19 protein-coding genes are annotated in these 15,893 nt (G+C 35.5%); 3 read left to right on the top strand and 16 right to left on the bottom strand.

The genetic code is table 11. The features are described 5' to 3' along the window. Nucleotides 1-128: 128 nt before the first annotated feature. The 7 genes from ACFSTA_RS09845 to ACFSTA_RS09815 all read right to left on the bottom strand — a co-directional run bounded on the left by ACFSTA_RS09845 (nt 129) and on the right by ACFSTA_RS09815 (nt 4,822). Nucleotides 129-275, bottom strand: coding sequence for a hypothetical protein (locus tag ACFSTA_RS09845; RefSeq protein ID WP_377556493.1), 147 nt, complete (start codon nt 273-275; stop codon nt 129-131). An 89-nt stretch (nt 276-364) separates the two neighbouring features. Continuing rightward, entirely contained in the window at nt 365-1,072 is a 708-nt protein-coding gene (locus ACFSTA_RS09840; RefSeq protein ID WP_377556492.1) for a hypothetical protein, read from the bottom strand. After that, the gene (locus ACFSTA_RS09835) at nt 1,069-1,815 is read right to left on the bottom strand and encodes a hypothetical protein (RefSeq protein WP_377556491.1); all 747 of its coding nucleotides are present in this window, start codon (nt 1,813-1,815) and stop codon (nt 1,069-1,071) included. Before ACFSTA_RS09835 ends, ACFSTA_RS09840 begins: the two co-directional genes overlap by 4 nt. Further along, nucleotides 1,787-2,689, bottom strand: a complete 903-nt coding sequence (locus ACFSTA_RS09830; protein ID WP_377556490.1) for an ATP-binding cassette domain-containing protein — start codon at nt 2,687-2,689, stop codon at nt 1,787-1,789. Before ACFSTA_RS09830 ends, ACFSTA_RS09835 begins: the two co-directional genes overlap by 29 nt. After that, complete coding sequence (locus ACFSTA_RS09825) at nt 2,686-3,069, bottom strand: GntR family transcriptional regulator (RefSeq protein ID WP_377556489.1); 384 nt, start codon at nt 3,067-3,069, stop codon at nt 2,686-2,688. Before ACFSTA_RS09825 ends, ACFSTA_RS09830 begins: the two co-directional genes overlap by 4 nt. Before the next feature lie 157 nt (nt 3,070-3,226). After that, nucleotides 3,227-3,364, bottom strand: coding sequence for a hypothetical protein (locus ACFSTA_RS09820; protein ID WP_377556488.1), 138 nt, complete (start codon nt 3,362-3,364; stop codon nt 3,227-3,229). 261 nt (nt 3,365-3,625) lie between these two features. Further along, nucleotides 3,626-4,822 (bottom strand): class I SAM-dependent rRNA methyltransferase, encoded by a 1,197-nt coding sequence (locus ACFSTA_RS09815; RefSeq protein WP_377556487.1) that lies wholly within the window; start codon nt 4,820-4,822, stop codon nt 3,626-3,628. A 166-nt stretch (nt 4,823-4,988) separates the two neighbouring features. On the opposite strand from ACFSTA_RS09815, the gene ACFSTA_RS09810 reads away from it, so the two are divergent. Beyond that, on the top strand, nt 4,989-6,254 hold the full coding sequence (locus ACFSTA_RS09810; protein ID WP_377556486.1) for an ATP-binding protein: 1,266 nt from the start codon (nt 4,989-4,991) through the stop codon (nt 6,252-6,254). 394 nt (nt 6,255-6,648) lie between these two features. On the opposite strand, the gene ACFSTA_RS09805 is transcribed toward ACFSTA_RS09810, so the two are convergent. The 6 genes from ACFSTA_RS09805 to ACFSTA_RS09780 form a co-directional block, all read right to left on the bottom strand. After that, nucleotides 6,649-7,458, bottom strand: coding sequence for a GNAT family N-acetyltransferase (locus ACFSTA_RS09805; RefSeq protein WP_377556485.1), 810 nt, complete (start codon nt 7,456-7,458; stop codon nt 6,649-6,651). A 17-nt stretch (nt 7,459-7,475) separates the two neighbouring features. Continuing rightward, nucleotides 7,476-8,021 (bottom strand): GNAT family N-acetyltransferase, encoded by a 546-nt coding sequence (locus ACFSTA_RS09800; RefSeq protein WP_377556484.1) that lies wholly within the window; start codon nt 8,019-8,021, stop codon nt 7,476-7,478. Next, complete coding sequence (locus ACFSTA_RS09795; protein ID WP_377556483.1) at nt 8,006-8,506, bottom strand: GNAT family N-acetyltransferase; 501 nt, start codon at nt 8,504-8,506, stop codon at nt 8,006-8,008. Before ACFSTA_RS09795 ends, ACFSTA_RS09800 begins: the two co-directional genes overlap by 16 nt. A gap of 82 nt (nt 8,507-8,588) precedes the next feature. Continuing rightward, a complete protein-coding gene (locus tag ACFSTA_RS09790; RefSeq protein WP_377556482.1) occupies nt 8,589-9,596 on the bottom strand; it encodes an HAAS signaling domain-containing protein in 1,008 nt (335 codons plus the stop codon). Then, nucleotides 9,583-9,945 carry a PadR family transcriptional regulator gene (locus tag ACFSTA_RS09785; RefSeq protein WP_377556481.1) on the bottom strand — a complete coding sequence of 121 codons (363 nt, stop codon included), beginning with the start codon at nt 9,943-9,945 and terminating at the stop codon, nt 9,583-9,585. Before ACFSTA_RS09785 ends, ACFSTA_RS09790 begins: the two co-directional genes overlap by 14 nt. Nucleotides 9,946-10,065: 120 nt before the next feature. Beyond that, the gene (locus tag ACFSTA_RS09780; RefSeq protein WP_377556480.1) at nt 10,066-11,202 is read right to left on the bottom strand and encodes a hypothetical protein; all 1,137 of its coding nucleotides are present in this window, start codon (nt 11,200-11,202) and stop codon (nt 10,066-10,068) included. Between the two features lie 154 nt (nt 11,203-11,356). Between ACFSTA_RS09780 and ACFSTA_RS09775 the strand changes: the two genes are divergently transcribed. Both ACFSTA_RS09775 and ACFSTA_RS09770 read left to right on the top strand, forming a co-directional pair. Beyond that, nucleotides 11,357-11,878 carry a hypothetical protein gene (locus tag ACFSTA_RS09775; RefSeq protein WP_377556478.1) on the top strand — a complete coding sequence of 174 codons (522 nt, stop codon included), beginning with the start codon at nt 11,357-11,359 and terminating at the stop codon, nt 11,876-11,878. Between the two features lie 131 nt (nt 11,879-12,009). Beyond that, nucleotides 12,010-12,462, top strand: coding sequence for a YaiI/YqxD family protein (locus ACFSTA_RS09770; RefSeq protein ID WP_377556477.1), 453 nt, complete (start codon nt 12,010-12,012; stop codon nt 12,460-12,462). Nucleotides 12,463-12,763: 301 nt separating this feature from the next. Here ACFSTA_RS09770 and ACFSTA_RS09765 read toward each other — a convergent pair whose 3' ends face one another. From ACFSTA_RS09765 to ACFSTA_RS09755, 3 genes are all read right to left on the bottom strand, one after another. Then, nucleotides 12,764-14,176 (bottom strand): LysM peptidoglycan-binding domain-containing protein, encoded by a 1,413-nt coding sequence (locus tag ACFSTA_RS09765; RefSeq protein ID WP_377556476.1) that lies wholly within the window; start codon nt 14,174-14,176, stop codon nt 12,764-12,766. A 118-nt stretch (nt 14,177-14,294) separates the two neighbouring features. Further along, nucleotides 14,295-14,864: a hypothetical protein gene (locus ACFSTA_RS09760; RefSeq protein ID WP_377556475.1), complete on the bottom strand. Its 570-nt coding sequence runs from the start codon at nt 14,862-14,864 to the stop codon at nt 14,295-14,297. Beyond that, nucleotides 14,854-15,399, bottom strand: a complete 546-nt coding sequence (locus ACFSTA_RS09755) for a sigma-70 family RNA polymerase sigma factor (protein ID WP_377556474.1) — start codon at nt 15,397-15,399, stop codon at nt 14,854-14,856. The genes ACFSTA_RS09760 and ACFSTA_RS09755 overlap by 11 nt, the downstream gene beginning before the upstream one ends. Nucleotides 15,400-15,893: the final 494 nt, after the last annotated feature.

Genomic DNA, 15,893 nt, shown 5'->3' with positions numbered 1-15,893 from the left:
TAGTCGCTGGGCACTGGAGCTGGACGTGGCTGTTCCTGCCAAGAAGTATCCACAGGCATTAAATATTATAATTTCCTAGATCATCAAAAAACAGGTCACATCCAATCAGGCAAGATGTGACCTGTTTTTCAATTTTTACGCAGGAGTACGATGGCTAACATTCCTGCACCAAGGCCGATTGTTCCTCCAGCCTCTAAATTACCGAAGACCATTCCAATCAATGTACCAACTAACAAACAACTAATTAAAGCAAAACCTGCTCGTTCATATTGCATGATTAGCACCCCAAATGCCTAGTCGTTTGTATTAGTTTATTAATTAAAAGCATTTTTCGTTCTATCTTTCATTCGCTTTCCCAAAATATTTACCACTCAACAAACTGTACATCCATTTGAGGTTCATATTCCATATTTAAATCTTGTGGAATACGGAGTAATACAATTTCTTTTCCTCGATGACGGTACGTTGTTTCCATCCAGCCTTCCAATTTTTCCCCTGTATGTTGTGTAAAAGGAAATTCCTTTTTATAACCGATAAATTCCACGTCTACTGGATCATTGTTTTCGTACGTTAATACATCCGCTGACAAGTCAATGTCAAGCGGAGGGAAGCGATCCGTAATATCGATTCCTCCGGCTAAAATTGTCGGCGTTCGATAATAAATCACTTCTATCTTGTCTGTAGAATCATCACGTTTTTGAATATAGGTAGATACACCATTTGCTTCCTCCATGTAGTGTGCATTCAATGTTAGGGAATCATTCTCATAATTATATTCCCACTTATTCGCAATATATCTCGAATCGATATCTAGGAGTGTACCATTTCCGGCTTCCATGTATAAATCAGGAATGTCTTTGACTGCAATACTTTCGCCCGAACTGCTCTCGTGTGGAATGAAAAAATATAGGGCAACAGAGATGATCAGCACACTAACATAGCCGATCAGTAACCATTGTGTTTTAACGTATGAAAATATTTTACTTTTTCGATTCAAGATACCTGTTGCTATAGAAATCAAAAATATCATCAGTATAGCTAGAATTATGATTGGCATATAAGCTGCACTCATTTCCTAACCTCCTTTCGATTCATTAAAGCGATTGCCGCAGCGAATAGAACAATTACAGTTATGAAAACTTTAAGAACGGTGAATACAAAGGATGCTTCTTGAAAATAAAAATTGAAAGAATAGATCATGATGTTGTATCCATTTCTAGAAACAGGGACTAACATTCCGAAAAATAATACAGGGATGATAAACAAAAATAGTTTGTTAGTTTGTACAATGGATCCAATAACATATCCAATGGAACTAAACAACAAAACAAACAAAAATGTTGTCACAACTCCTGCAACGAACTCTATAGAATCGAAATACGCTCCTGCATTAATCGTAGACTCCAACTGAAAAACAAAATATAAAATTACTTTTAGTAAAAAACTAGACAAAATAGCCGTAATTGCCCCTATAAGACTAGCAGTGACCAGAAAAGCAATATTCGATAAATTACTACTCAACCGATTTGTAACAAAAGCAAAGTCATCTTCACGATATGCCTTAGTCGTTATGATTATGGCATTGATAAATGCCCACAACATTGTAAATGCAATGACCGTATCAGCCGAGTAATATTGAACATGCACAACGTTTCCATTTATACTTCCACCACTTGATGCTACTCCATTTAGAGAAAAGATTATCGCCAATATTTGCATGACAACTAATGAGGTAAACACGCCCATAAACGACTTCATTTTAAATGCATACTGCTTTTTCACAACATTACTTAGGGTCACGCTTGTTAAAGACATCGTCGATTCCCCCCTCTGTCTGATTCGTTAAATAGACACATAAGTCACTCGGTGTTACAGGTGATACTTCCATTCCAAGTCTTTTTGCTGACTCATGTTCAAAATCATTCTTCACGACAACATAGGAATTGTCAAAGCCAACATTTTGGCTATAGATCACTTCTTTATTGCTTATCCATTGCCGAACAATTGCTGATTTTCCACTTAGGCCAACTGCATACTCCTTGAGCTCATCAATTGGTAAATGTAAATAGTCTTTACCTTCGTTAATTAATAAAACATCTTCTAATACATCCTCTACTTCATCTAGATGATGGCTAGATATGATTATTGTTCGAGGATGCGCTAGATAATCTTTTAACAATGCTCGGTAGAAATCCTTCCGCACAGCAGCATCCATTCCTGTTGTTGGTTCATCAAAAATCGTTAGTGCACATTTGGCAGCCAATCCGATAATCATATTAAATGTACTCTTTTTTCCTTTTGATAGATTTTCATGGATCTCATAGGGGTCAAAACCAAAATATTGAAATAGTCGTTCAGCCAAGTCTGTATCCCAATTTTCATAAAATCTATCTGCTTCGTTTAGCAATTCCTTCAGTGTTAATGAATTAGAAAATGTCATCTGATCATCAATAAATACGGTATTTGCTGAAACAGAAAGGCTATTAAAAGGGTGAACGGAAAACACTTGAACATCCCCCGATGTTTCATACCAAAATCCTGCTAATATTTTTAGCAACGTAGTCTTACCTGCACCATTTCTTCCTATTAATCCTGTAATGGTATTTTCATTTAACGTAAAAGTTAAGCCATCCAATGCTTTATTTTCTCCATATTGCTTCGTTAATTCTTTACACGCAACTACATTCATTCCCCATCCTCCTCACGTTCTTTTTTGATAGACTGAATCATTCGATAAAGCTCAGCCTCATCAACATCCAACCGTTCAGCTTCTAGCACTACCTCTTGAATGAGTCCTTTCAACTTTTGGTTTTTTCGTTTATCCATAATAATTGACCTTGCATGATGTGAAACAAACTTTCCGAGTCCTCTCTTGTTGTAGAGAATATTTTCTTCATAAAGTAAATTCAATCCCTTTGCAGCAGTTGCAGGATTAATTGTAAACATTTCCGCAAGTTTATACTGCGAAAAGACCTTTTCATCCTCCTGAAAGTTTCCGTTCAATATCTCTGTTTCAATCCATTCGGCTATTTGGATATATATAGGTTTTGAAGCATCTGCATTCAGCATTAGTCAACTGTCCCCCCTCACAAACATAGTGCATTAGTGTTGTAATGTAGTATATAATAAGTATAATCACAAATCAAGGTAAATATGTCCAATTCCTAAAAAAAGTGCCTTCCAAAATTGGAAGGCACTTTTTACGATTTATTTATTATTTCCTTAACTATTTTCTTTTTCTCGTAAATGCTGTTCCTAAAAAGCCAACTCCCATGCCAATCATGGTTCCCGCAGCTATATTTTCGAATAACATCCCAAGACCGATTCCAAGAAACATACAGCCTACAAATACTACCCCACCCAAAAGATCACTCCTCTTCTTTTGCTTTATACGAGTATTACGCATTTTGCATGAAAAAAGTTTCAAATGTAAAAGAGCCTGGGACATTACTGCTATGAACGACTGTTTGGCTCTTTATTATCTCCATTCGGGCTTTCATCACTTTTATGAACGACCGTTTGGCAGTTTATATATGATTAGCAACAAAGTACGAAAACAATCCAAAAGAAAAATAGTTCGGATTTTTCATTGACTAAAACACTTTTATCCTAACGACCTAGAACTCTAGCTAGTCTTCTTAATAAATAACACTTTCAAGTAATTTCCTTCTGGATAATCTGAAGATGTCTGGAAATCCTTCGGCAAATTAAATGATTCGATAATTTTATACGTTGTACCAGTATCTTTACATGCTTGTTCTACAAATCCCTTGAATTTTTTCATACCAAATGTTGCGTTATTTGTCGAAGCAACAATAACGCCGTTCTTCTCCGTAACTAAGATCGCATCCTTAATCAATGTTGGATAATCCTTCGAGGAACTAAATGTCCGTTTTTTAGATCGTGCAAAACTAGGTGGATCCAGGATAACCAAATCAAATTTCAGATCTTTTCTATTGGCATACTTGAAATAATCAAATACATCCATCACCACAATATCCTGTGCTTCATAATCTATTCCATTTACACTAAATTGTTCGATTGTCTTACTTTTACTTCGTTTTGCTAAGTCCACACTCGTAGTCTTCGCAGCTCCACCTAAAGCGGCAGCTACCGAAAAGGCTCCAGTATAGGAAAAAGTGTTTAGAACGTTTTTATCCATCGCATATTTTTCTCTAATTACATTTCTAACATCACGCTGGTCAAGAAAGATACCTACCATTGCACCATCATTCAAGTAAACAGCATAATTGATCCCATTTTCCTTGACGATAATTGGAAACTCTCCACGCTCACCTTTTACAAAATCATCATCATCAATATATTTACCTTTTGTATCAAACCGCTTCTTTTCATAAATACCTTTATAGTCCGTTAGCTCATCAAATGCACGAATTACTTGATCTTTAAACGAGTAAATTCCTTCACTATACCAATTGATTAAATAGTACCCGTCGAAATAATCAATAGTAAAACCTCCGATACCATCACCTTCACCGTTAAATATCCGAAAAGTATTAGTCTCTGAATCTTTATAAAAAGATTCTCGTTTTTTCATGGCATCTGAAATCTTTTCTTTAAAGAAAATAATATCAATTTTTTCTCCAATACGATGGGATAAAACCCAACCAACACCCTTATTTTGGATTCCATAATAGCCTTTTGCTATAAAGTTTCTAGTTGGATCAACTAAATGAAACAGACTTCCCTCTTCCTTTAGTTTATCTAAATTAGCAATCGAATCCTTATGAACTAACGGATAGCCTTGCTTAAATTTGTTTACATATTTTGGATTCACTATTAATTCCATTACACTACTCATATTTTCATCCTATCAACTTTTATTCTTATTATTACACGCAGTAGCTAAAAATAAAAGGAAACATTTCTTAATGGAAGGACGTAGGATAATTAAGCCTAGCCTGAAACTATTATGATGTGTTATTCTAAAATAATCAGAACATTCTTATACAAGAAAGGAAATGTGGATGAGTAAAAATCAACCGTTAATTCATTTAGCCAACATCGATAGCGCAAAACTTCCAAACTATTATAATTATGCTTTTGCTATTGAAAAAGTAAGAGAAAGATTAAACGATAAATATGGGGGGATTTTTAAACTTTACAACGCAGAGGAAGGTTTAACAGATGTATTGGAAGCTACTGAAGATATTTTAGCGAATGATCCAGAAGAAATTGAATTGGTAGCTAATATTTATGATTCTGCTGGGGCAGCCACTGTTTACTATTCAAATGAAAACAAGTATGAGGTAAAGCCTTCCACCTACAATAACATCTTGTACTTTCCTAAATACGAGGTTGCAATTATAACAATACCAATATATCAAAGTATGCATAATTACATGGAGAACTTCATTTTTGCCAAGAATGATACTAGTGTTCTAGAATTTTTAGATTATACACACGAAATACAAAGACAATATATGCTTCAAGGGATTACCGTGTTCACTGATACAGAAGAAGGGGTTAAAAGGACCAGAGAGCAGATTACAAAGCAAATTCAACGTGAGGATATTTTGCTAGCTGAAGATCTTAAAACAGACATTTTTCGTTCAATCGATGAATTTTTTCTTCATAGTGGGACATTTTTTAAAACCTATGACATACCATATAAGCGCGGCATTCTATTATACGGTAGTCCAGGTAATGGTAAAACTACCCTTGTAAAATCAATTGCTGAAAGCGTTACCGCACCTATTGTGTATTGGCAAATCACAGAATTCACCCATAGCTACTCTATTAAAGAAATATTTTCTAAAGTAACAAAGCTTGCCCCAATGATTCTCGTTATTGAGGATATAGATTCTATGCCGAAAGAATCACGATCCGTGTTTTTAAATACATTAGATGGGGCAACTACGAAAGAAGGAATTTTCTTAATAGGTACTACCAATTATCCGGAAAAAATTGATCCGGCCTTAATCAATCGCGCCGGCCGTTTTGACCGCGCCTATGAAATAAAACAACCTGATGATTTGTTACGAAGAAACTATTTACATAAAAAAGGAATCGCTAAATTTATAGACGAACAAACACTAAACCAACTTATTGAGAAAACAAATGGTTTATCCATTGCACAACTGAACGAACTCTATATGTCCATTGCTTTACAATGGCATTACGATCAGGAGGTTACGATTGAAAAGATCATTACCGATCTGCAAAAAAATAATAAAAACACAATAAAGAATGATTGGGAATTGGCTGGGAATACTGATAGATTAGGGTTTTGACACTGCGAATACCTGGACAAATTTAATCGTTTATCCAAGATTATGAATTAAATTAAATTACAAAGCCTACTAAATTTTATCGTTGTAAAGTTTAGTAGGCTTCTTCACTAGGTTTCGATTATATTTTACCGATATTAGTCAGTTCTTTTACTTCCTATGAACCCGTATTTCCAACTATTATTTTTCGTACGTCATGCAACACATCTTTTAGACTTACTAATTTCCCAGTAAGCCCCGTAAAGTCTTCTGCAACAAACAATGACTTTGATCGACATACGCATCTTCGAGAACAGAAGAGGTAGAATAAATGGGTTTACAGCAGGAAATTTATGCCGTGCTTCTAAGTCCGCATCCTCTCCATTTTGGGAAGGCAGATAAAACGAAAGTATTTTAATTATTTGCTCTGCTCCCAGATTGCCTTTGTATAAGCAATTCTCAACCCGGCTCTCTCCATATTACATTGACTGGTACTTCCAAATGAAGCTTGTCCGACAATTAATTGACAACCTAATTTTTTTGCATCCTTTATTCTATAGCTAACTAATGCGCGATGAACACCTTGGTTTCTATATTCGGGAGCAGTTGCTGCTGCTGCAAGGGTTCCTATTCCACCCTTTACAAAAAGCACCCCAATTCCAACTGGATCATCTTCTTTCGTCGCTAGATAAAATTGCCACTGTTCTTTGCTATGTAATACTTCATTATTTTGAGCAACAAATTCCTTCAGAAAATCCGGCATCGAAAACCCTCTAACATAAAGTTCCGCATACAGATCAAACTCATCTTGTTCCAACATTCGTATTGCTATAGATGCATCTTCACTTACTTTTAGATCGTTTACTGCCCCATATAATGTTGTATGAAAGTCCCTTTGATAGAATCCTTGTTTATGCAACCGTTGAAATAATTCCAGCGTAGCTGATGCTGGGCTAATCTCGAACCTTACAGGAATGTCCTTATCCTGATAGAATGAAATAATCTCATCAAGATATGCTACATCATCTCCTGTAATTCCCTTTACCGTATTATAAGAAGGACCTGGTATTCCTTGTGCGGTAAATGCAGTTGCATTTCCGAACTTTTTCACCTCTACTCCCATTGGGTTTCCCGCACGTTCTTGGATACCTGTTAGTCTCGAATTTAAAACGATTACTTCCGATTTCTCCAGTGAATTTGCAAATTCCTTATTTAATAACAATTGCATCTCTATCCCCCTTACGATTAATCGATTCCTACAACATCACTTCGTCTTTCCAAAAGCACAACATCACGCCATACTCCATTCAATTTTCCAATTCGCTTTCTCGTTCCAACTTTCTTAAATCCGTACTTTTCATGTAAGTGAATGCTACTTTCATTTTCTGGGAATATACTAGCTTGTAACGTCCAAAAACCATTCTCTTCACTTGCATGTATCAAATGCTTTAGTAGTAGACTACCTATTCCTTTTCCGATACTATTTTTAGTAAAATAGATACTTACTTCTACTGCACCACGATAGGCAGCTCGTATAGAGATTGATGACAATGCTGCCCAGCCGATGACCACACCGCTTTCCTTAACGACAAATCGACATTTCTTTACATGACTATCATCCCATTGTTCCCAACTAGGAGGCTCCGTCTCAAACGTGGCATTACCTGTTTGAATTCCTTCTATATAAATATTTCGAACCATTTCCCAATCGGCTTCAACCATATTATCAATTATTATTGAACTTCCCATACGATCTCTCTCTCTTTCCTTCGAAACTAATTTTCTATCCAAAACCTTCTCGTGACACTTCCCTCTGAATCAACGAAACTTCTATCCTCTATTCCACCATTGTTAAGAATCGTTTTTGCTGATCCAATATTCTCTTCATCACAGGTTACTAACACACGGCTAATGCCAATATCTTTACATTTTTTTAATGCTTCTGCCAAGATGCGAGTCGCATACCCTTTTCGACGCTCAACAGCTCGAACACTATACCCGATATGGCCACCTTCATTAAACAAATGTTCATTTAAAGAATGACGAATATCTACCATAGCAACAATTCGGTTCTGATCATTAACAAGAAAATAGTTTGTATTAGGTAGCCATTTTCCGTTACCCTTTTCACGCTCTGCCAAAGCTTCTAGATAAGCTGGATAACTATCAAATCCATCTATGTTAAAACTACTTGGCACCATTCGTGATGGACCCCATTCTTCCACATACTTTTTATGTTCCAATTCCCACTCCAATGATGGTCTTTCTAAACGCATCCTCTCTCCCCCTATGAAACAGAAACTCACGTAATTGATTAAATCTATCATAATCAATTACATGAGTTTTTTAAAGATTATTTTATTTTTTTCTTGACTTAATAACTCCGCTAATCACATCTACAACTAAACCGATTAGAAGGAAGATCACAATACATAGCGTTGTATTGGTCCAAATTTGTTCCACAACATAGTACTCATCACTACCTACCGTTACCCATCCGGCCTGTGTTAGTTCAGCCATAAAATTAGGGTTCCAAAAAGTTTCTCCCGTTATCATGAACAATACCGCAATTATGGAAATAATATTAATACATAAAGTAAATAGTACAAGCTTTAGATCCCATTTTCCTATAATCAACTTCAACACTTCCTTTAATATAGAAAGTCCTAAAATTAATAAGATGAAAGGTAAGTGATAAGAAAAGCTATCTATATTTAAAAATGGAATAACAGAAGAGAATTCACTATTATTAAAAATATACAGACCAAAATAATCATTGGAAAATAGGAACAGCGCCATTATAAAAACAAAAAATACAATGCCTAGGATTGGCTCAACAAGTTTAATTTCACGCTTAGGATCTGGGATTGGTGAAAGATCAGAAGGTACCCAATCCTTATCCAGCTTTATATTCTTCTCTTTTACATTTCCAGAAATTTCTACCATAACAAAAATCAAGGTGACCCAGGCAAAAGCAGACGGAAATGAAGTAACAATAGATGTCACAATCGTGTCAATAAAATGATCAAGAATAGCAATAGGGTTTAAGATTGTTCTGATCATAAAAACAATGCCCATGGATGCTGATAATGCTATTAAAACAATTTTTAACACACAAAGATAGGCATCGAATATTTCAGGACCGATCAAATATCTTTTCGTGCCTCGATATTTTTGTGCTAATTCCCTGGGACTTCCTAGCTCAATAAGTACCTCTTCGATTATCTCTTCGGTATTTTCATTACCATTTTTACGTTCCTCTACCATATCTTCAATTAATCCTCTTAACTCAACAGAAATATCTTTCCTTTGATTTTGCGGTAAGCGCTGTGTTACCGCATAGATATAACGATCAATGATTTCCATTATCTGTTCCTCCCTTAGTTTCTAATAATTGGTTTAGACTGCCGATAATACTTTCCCATTCCACACACAAACGATCAAACACTTCTTTTCCGGTTTCACTAAGCAAATAATATTTCCGTGGCCTTGCCTCATTTGTATCCCACTTGCTTTCAAGTAGCCCTTGCTTTTCCAACCTTCTTAGTAAGGGGTAAAGTGTCCCAGCTTCTACTTGAACCCCTTTATCGGTCAGCTTCGAAACAAGTGAATAACCATATTGCGGTTCGGACAACTGACTCAAAACCCCAATTGTAATCGTCCCCCGTCGCAACTCCTGCATGATTTTATCAATATGTTCATTTACATCACTCATATAATCAACTCCTACTCATATTATAGTGTATGCCACACACTATTGTAAAGTGCATATTATTGTATAATAAAAAAAGGTGCCTGGCACTTGTCAATTTTTGACAAGTGCCAGGCACCTTTTTTAGTAAAATTCTCCATCTTCTATAGAAATGTCATATATATTTTCTAAAATTTGTGTTCGTAATTCTACTAGTTCGTCATATTGGTAGAAGAAATTTATCTTTTCGTACTTCATTTGTGTATTTTCTTCGAGCTCTTCTCGGTCCATCTTCACAAAATAAGTAAATGATTCGGCAATATCTTCTTCTGGATTCGTTCCTTGATAACTATTGAAAAACCTGTCTTCATAGGCAAAGAAAAATTCTTTATAATCATCTTCTGATTCCCAATCAATTTCATTATATTTGCCATAAATATCATCCCAAAATTGATGGTAGAAGTTGTTTAAATAACTCGATTCATTCATACAGCCCCAACCATATGTCACGAAGTGCGTTGAACAACTGGCTTTTGCATCTTCGAGAATAGTTACATCCTCTGAATTATAAAGTTGTTCATCAATCTTTATTTGTTCTTCATTAAGTGTTAGTACATGGGCAAACTCGTGTATAAAAGTATATTTGTTCGTAGGATGGTATTCTCCAATATTATGCGACAGCATCAGAACTGTATCCTGCATATTTGTTTCATCCCTTCCCACACCCAATACTAGATCCTCTCCAGTATCTGTCCAATACACACTCTTTAAGGAGGTGCGATATTCTTGTGGAATCATGTTAGAGAATATGTGCCAATATTCTTGCACAGTTTCCATTCCTCGTTGATGGTTTGTTTCAGAATCTGCCAATCCATATGGATCAACATAGTCATCAAAATAATCTGTTTCGTTTAACTTTTCAAGGGTATCTTGCTTATCCACCGAGTAATAAAAGACATCCTCCCAATTCTCCTGATCTTGTTGAAACGGAAAATAGAATTCTACTTTGGACTGTTCCAAATACCAACTTAAGTATTTTTCATTCACTGTTTGAAAGCAATCCCCTCGTTCTATAACTTCCTCGATTAATTTACATTCTTTCCCAGAATCCTCATAATTAGATAAGATTTTCATTGTTCTAGTATTGCCATTACTTTCGTTATTACTTTCATTAATAGTTTCATTTTCATATACACTTTCTTCATTTATTCCATTGATAATGAAATAGAATATTCCTAAAAACACAATCAAAAGTAATAAAAACAATGATATTTTCCTCAAACGCATCTCCCCCATTTATAATTTAATTTTATATTTACGTTTTTATACGAAACTTGCCTTCGCTAGGTTTCACTGATATTTAAAAGTGTGGTACTTGAAAATATTTTCAGAATAGTCTATAATATATACTTAAAATCAATGAAAGGAGGAAATCATGCGAAAGGAATTATACCGTTTGGGAATTATCGCTGTACTACTAGCCGGAATTATAATATACGTCGATTTCAACAATAGAATTTCATCTTTTTCGACTCCAACAGAAGCTTTACGTAATCTAGAAGATCCAACTTTAGAAATTCAAGAGATCCTGGAAACAATATACGTCGATGATCATTATGCATATCTATATTTCTATTCGGAGATTACAGAACCTAAAGACTATATATGTGTATCAACATTTAGAAAAGGAACATACGGTTGGAAATATGTAGATATGTTCGGTGGTGGAAAAATCACCAAAGATAATACAAACGGCAGTCTAAAAAGTGGAGATGGAGATTATTTATTAGGATTTGCAACAGCTGAAGTAGCATCCGTCCAACTGGAAGAACAAAAAGCAGATCTTTTGCCACTCGTAGGAACGGACTTTCAATTATGGGTATTCCATCGGCTTGACCCCGCCTTAATAGATCGTGAAATACAATTTTTTGATACGAACGGAAAAGTGATACATTGATAAGCTTGGTTTCATTTTCCTGGCTTTTTCAAAAGCTCCTTGTACATTCGCCCTCGCCCGAAAAATATCTAACATTTGACAAATACAATTCCATTCGTTTAGATGAAAGAAAAGTAGCATAGGAGAAAGTTATGAAAATATATGTTGATGCAGATGCAAGTCCAGTAAAAGATATTGTTATTCAAGTAGCAAAGGAAGCGCAATTAGAGGTTGTGCTTGTTAAAAGCTTTAGTCATTTTTCTCATGATGAAGAGATAGCTGGCGTTCAAACAATTTATGTGGATACAGGTGCAGATGCAGCAGATTACCGCATTATGCAAATGGCACAAAAAAATGACATCATTATTACGCAAGATTATGGGCTCGCTTCCCTCGGACTTGGAAAAGGCTGTATTGTCTTACACCATAAAGGCTTTGCCTATACAAACGAAAATATTGATAGACTTTTACAAACTAGACATGTCAGTGCCAAAGCAAGACGAAGTGGTCAAAAAACAAAAGGACCTAAACCATTTACGGAACAAGAAAGACAAATGTTTAAAGAACTCCTTGAAAAAACGGTTAAAAAAAACAACGTACTTTAAAAAACAGACTCTTTTTTTAAAAGGCATTTTTACATGTTTGTTGCTATTTTTATATAAAGTGCCTAGTAACTCTTTCAGGTTTTAACTTACACTACTATTTAATCGAGTTCTACAAAATTCGCTCCGACAAAATACTTCCCCGTGCGCGGGCGACTATTCACAGCAGTAAGTTACTGTACGTTTTATATCAATTACAATAAAATTCATACTTAGGAATATCAACGATCTATTAGAAAACAACCTTTAAAAATGATAAATAACACTATTAACAGTCGTTAATAGTGTTATTTAAATAGTTATATTACAGTTTTCTTATCGTGAAATTATTTTGCAGCACTGGCCAATTTTGCGGAAACCGATTACCTAAGACCCAGTAACTTACCCCTCTAAGTCCGTAATCAGTTACTAAATCATATTTCGCTTGCATACTACGTGCATCTTCAAACCATACTTCATGCTCCTGCCCATCTTCATCTACATAATGATAGAAAGGCGATTGATAGTTTTCATTATATTGTATTTCAACACCATAATTGCCTGCTCGATTAACCGCTTGAACGGGACTAACCGTTTGGGCGAAAGTACCTTCTACCCAAGGAACTCTCCAATCTCGACCATACAAGGGTACACCCATCAAAATTTTAGCAGGTGGTATGTCTGTCACAGCATAATCTAAGACATCCCGCATTTTCGTGATTGGAGCAATTGCCCAAGGTTCTCCTCCTGCCCACCCCCATTCGTACGTCATCAAAATGATAAAATCGACAATTTCACCATGTGCCCGATAATCATGCGCTTCATAAAGCAACCCTTGTTGATCCGCACTTTCTTTCGGTGCTAGAGCAGTTGAAACCGAGAATCCCTCTGTATGTAATCTCGCAACTACTTGCCGTAAAAACGCATTATAATTTTCTCGGTCTTCAGGATAAAGATATTCAAAATCAATATTCAACCCTGTATAACCTTTTTCCCGCATTACTTGAAGAATGTTGGTAATTAACGTATCCTGCACATCCGTATTACGCAATAAAGCTGCACCAAGATCGGAATCAAAGCTTTGCCCAGAGTAATTGGTCAACACCAAAAGAGGAGAAATCTCATTTGCAGCTGCGGCTTCAATTATCGGAGCATCTTGCATCTCGGTAAGACTGCCATCTTCTCGAAAACTATACATAAATGGAGACAGATACGTGAAATTTCTTCCAAGAGCCAATACTTCCTGCCTACCCTGTTCATTCATTTGTGTTGTGTAAGCATTCACTTCAATTGTTGGCTTAACGCCTTTTGGGATCCGTAATGTTTGACCTGGATATATTAAGGAAGGACTTTCAATATTATTTGCTTGCAGAATTTGATTGATGGTAACTCCATAGCGTTGTGCGATGGACCAGAGGTATTCACCAGGTTGCACCGTATGAGGAAAAAAAGGTAATTCTAATAACTCGCCGACATAAATTAAATTGGGATTGGTTAAACCATTTGCTTGGACAAGCTCTTGCACCGTAACATCTAAACGATTTGCAATCGACCAAAGATTATCCCCCGACTGTACGACATATTCTTGATCTAATTCCGGAATGACAAGCGCCTGCCCAACTACCAGCACATTTAGATTCTCCAATTGATTTACCAATGCGATTTGGTTTATATCCGCATTATAAAGCTGGGTAATTCTCCATAAAGTTTCACCACGTTCCACGACATGAATTTCCATTCTCATACTCCTCCAGTTACAGTTTCTACTTAACAACTTATTCGTCCCTAGGTTGTCTTAGTATAAAAATGAAGGAAAATTCATTTTAATTAGACTATTTGCACGGAAAAATTATTATTCAATCAATTTCATACCGTCTTATAAGTTCATCAACCGCCCAGAAAATGAAAGAAGTCAGTGTCGAACAAATAAAAAGAAAACGATCAATCGGATGAAAGAAATAGGTCGTTACCCTAGAATCAAATATTAAAACGAACAAAAATGTAAAACTAAGACCAAAAAACAAATGAACATAAAGTGCTCTACGTGATCTTTCTATCCCTTGCTTTTTCTTTGTAACATACTCCGATAGCATTGTTACTGGTAGTCCATATAATAAAATCATTGGAATTAAATATAAACAAACAATACCAATCATTTGCATATACCCTTCCATCGGTCTCTCCCATCCGGAAAGGATCATGGTGATTATAGGAACTGTGATTAATACCGTTATAAAAGCAGATAAAAGCTTTCTTTCAAAAGTAGTTAATCCTTTAACGCAGTTCCGTCGAAAACAACGCTCACAGGACACACAACGTTGTTGCAACCATTTGGCAACGCAACTTCTATCTTCTTCCTTCACCAATGGTTCGGTTCCAATATATTGATCAAATGCCTGCTTTAGATCGTTTTTCTTATTTCCCAAAATAATCACCATCCAGTTTTAATTGAAGCTTTTTCTTTCCACGCATAATTCTCGTTTTAACTGTGGACTCTTGCACTCCTAAAGCATCACTTACTTGTTTTATAGTAAAATCTTGATAATATCGCAGTACAAAGATTTCACGATATTTTATGGGCAAAGCTAAAATGGAATGAACAATCGCTTGCTGTTGTTCGTTTTCTAATGTAATATCTTCCGCTGACTTAACCATTGTCGAACCTTTCGTATACTCGTGAAGTGGAAAAAGTCGATTTAATGGTGATCTTAAATAATCTTTACATTTATTAATGGCAATCCGATATAACCATGTTTTCAAGGAAGAGTTTCTATTAAATTGATCTAGGTTCTGATAAACTTTTATTAAAAATTCCTGAAATAAATCGTCTGCTTGTGCATAATTTTTAACATAAGTAAAAATGAGCCTTTTAATCGATTCACCATAGATGTCAATGATGTGGCTAATTGCCTCTTCTCTTGAATGCGATAATATTTCTTGATCCCCAATTTCTTGTTCCAACTCATCACCAACTTTATACTCTTTTTCATTAGACGATGCTAAATAAAAAAAAGTCCCACCTTTTCACTCTTATTTCGACATACACGTATGAATATCCTATCTGTAATCACACAAATCAGGAACTGGTGAATTCTTATATCAGTGAATATTTGAGTTTATCAAGTATCAAAAAAACTCTGATGTCTAACACTAAGTAGTTCGGTTTTGAAGTACAAAAACGTATTTAGAAGACAAAATAACAACAGAATTATCACACCAATTTACAGAGTAAAATAACATTACAAATGGTAAAGAAATACGCTTGGATATTAAGTTATCCAAGCGTTCTAATTTACATTGTTTTGTTAAACTAAAGCTCCCGTTCGTATTATAAGGTTAACCAGAAATTACTGGTTGACCTTATTTTATATGGTCTTATCATTTACATTGTAGCCGGGGTAGAACGAAAGCACCCGTGGGACTTGATCCCGTCAGCTAAACTGTTCGCCCCCTAC

It is taken from the genome of Ornithinibacillus salinisoli (genome assembly GCF_042684965.1).
GTDB classification, from domain to species: Bacteria; Bacillota; Bacilli; order Bacillales; family Amphibacillaceae; genus Ornithinibacillus; species Ornithinibacillus salinisoli.
The sequence above is the reverse complement of the archived record's forward strand: the minus strand, read 5'-3'. Positions and strand labels throughout refer to the sequence as shown.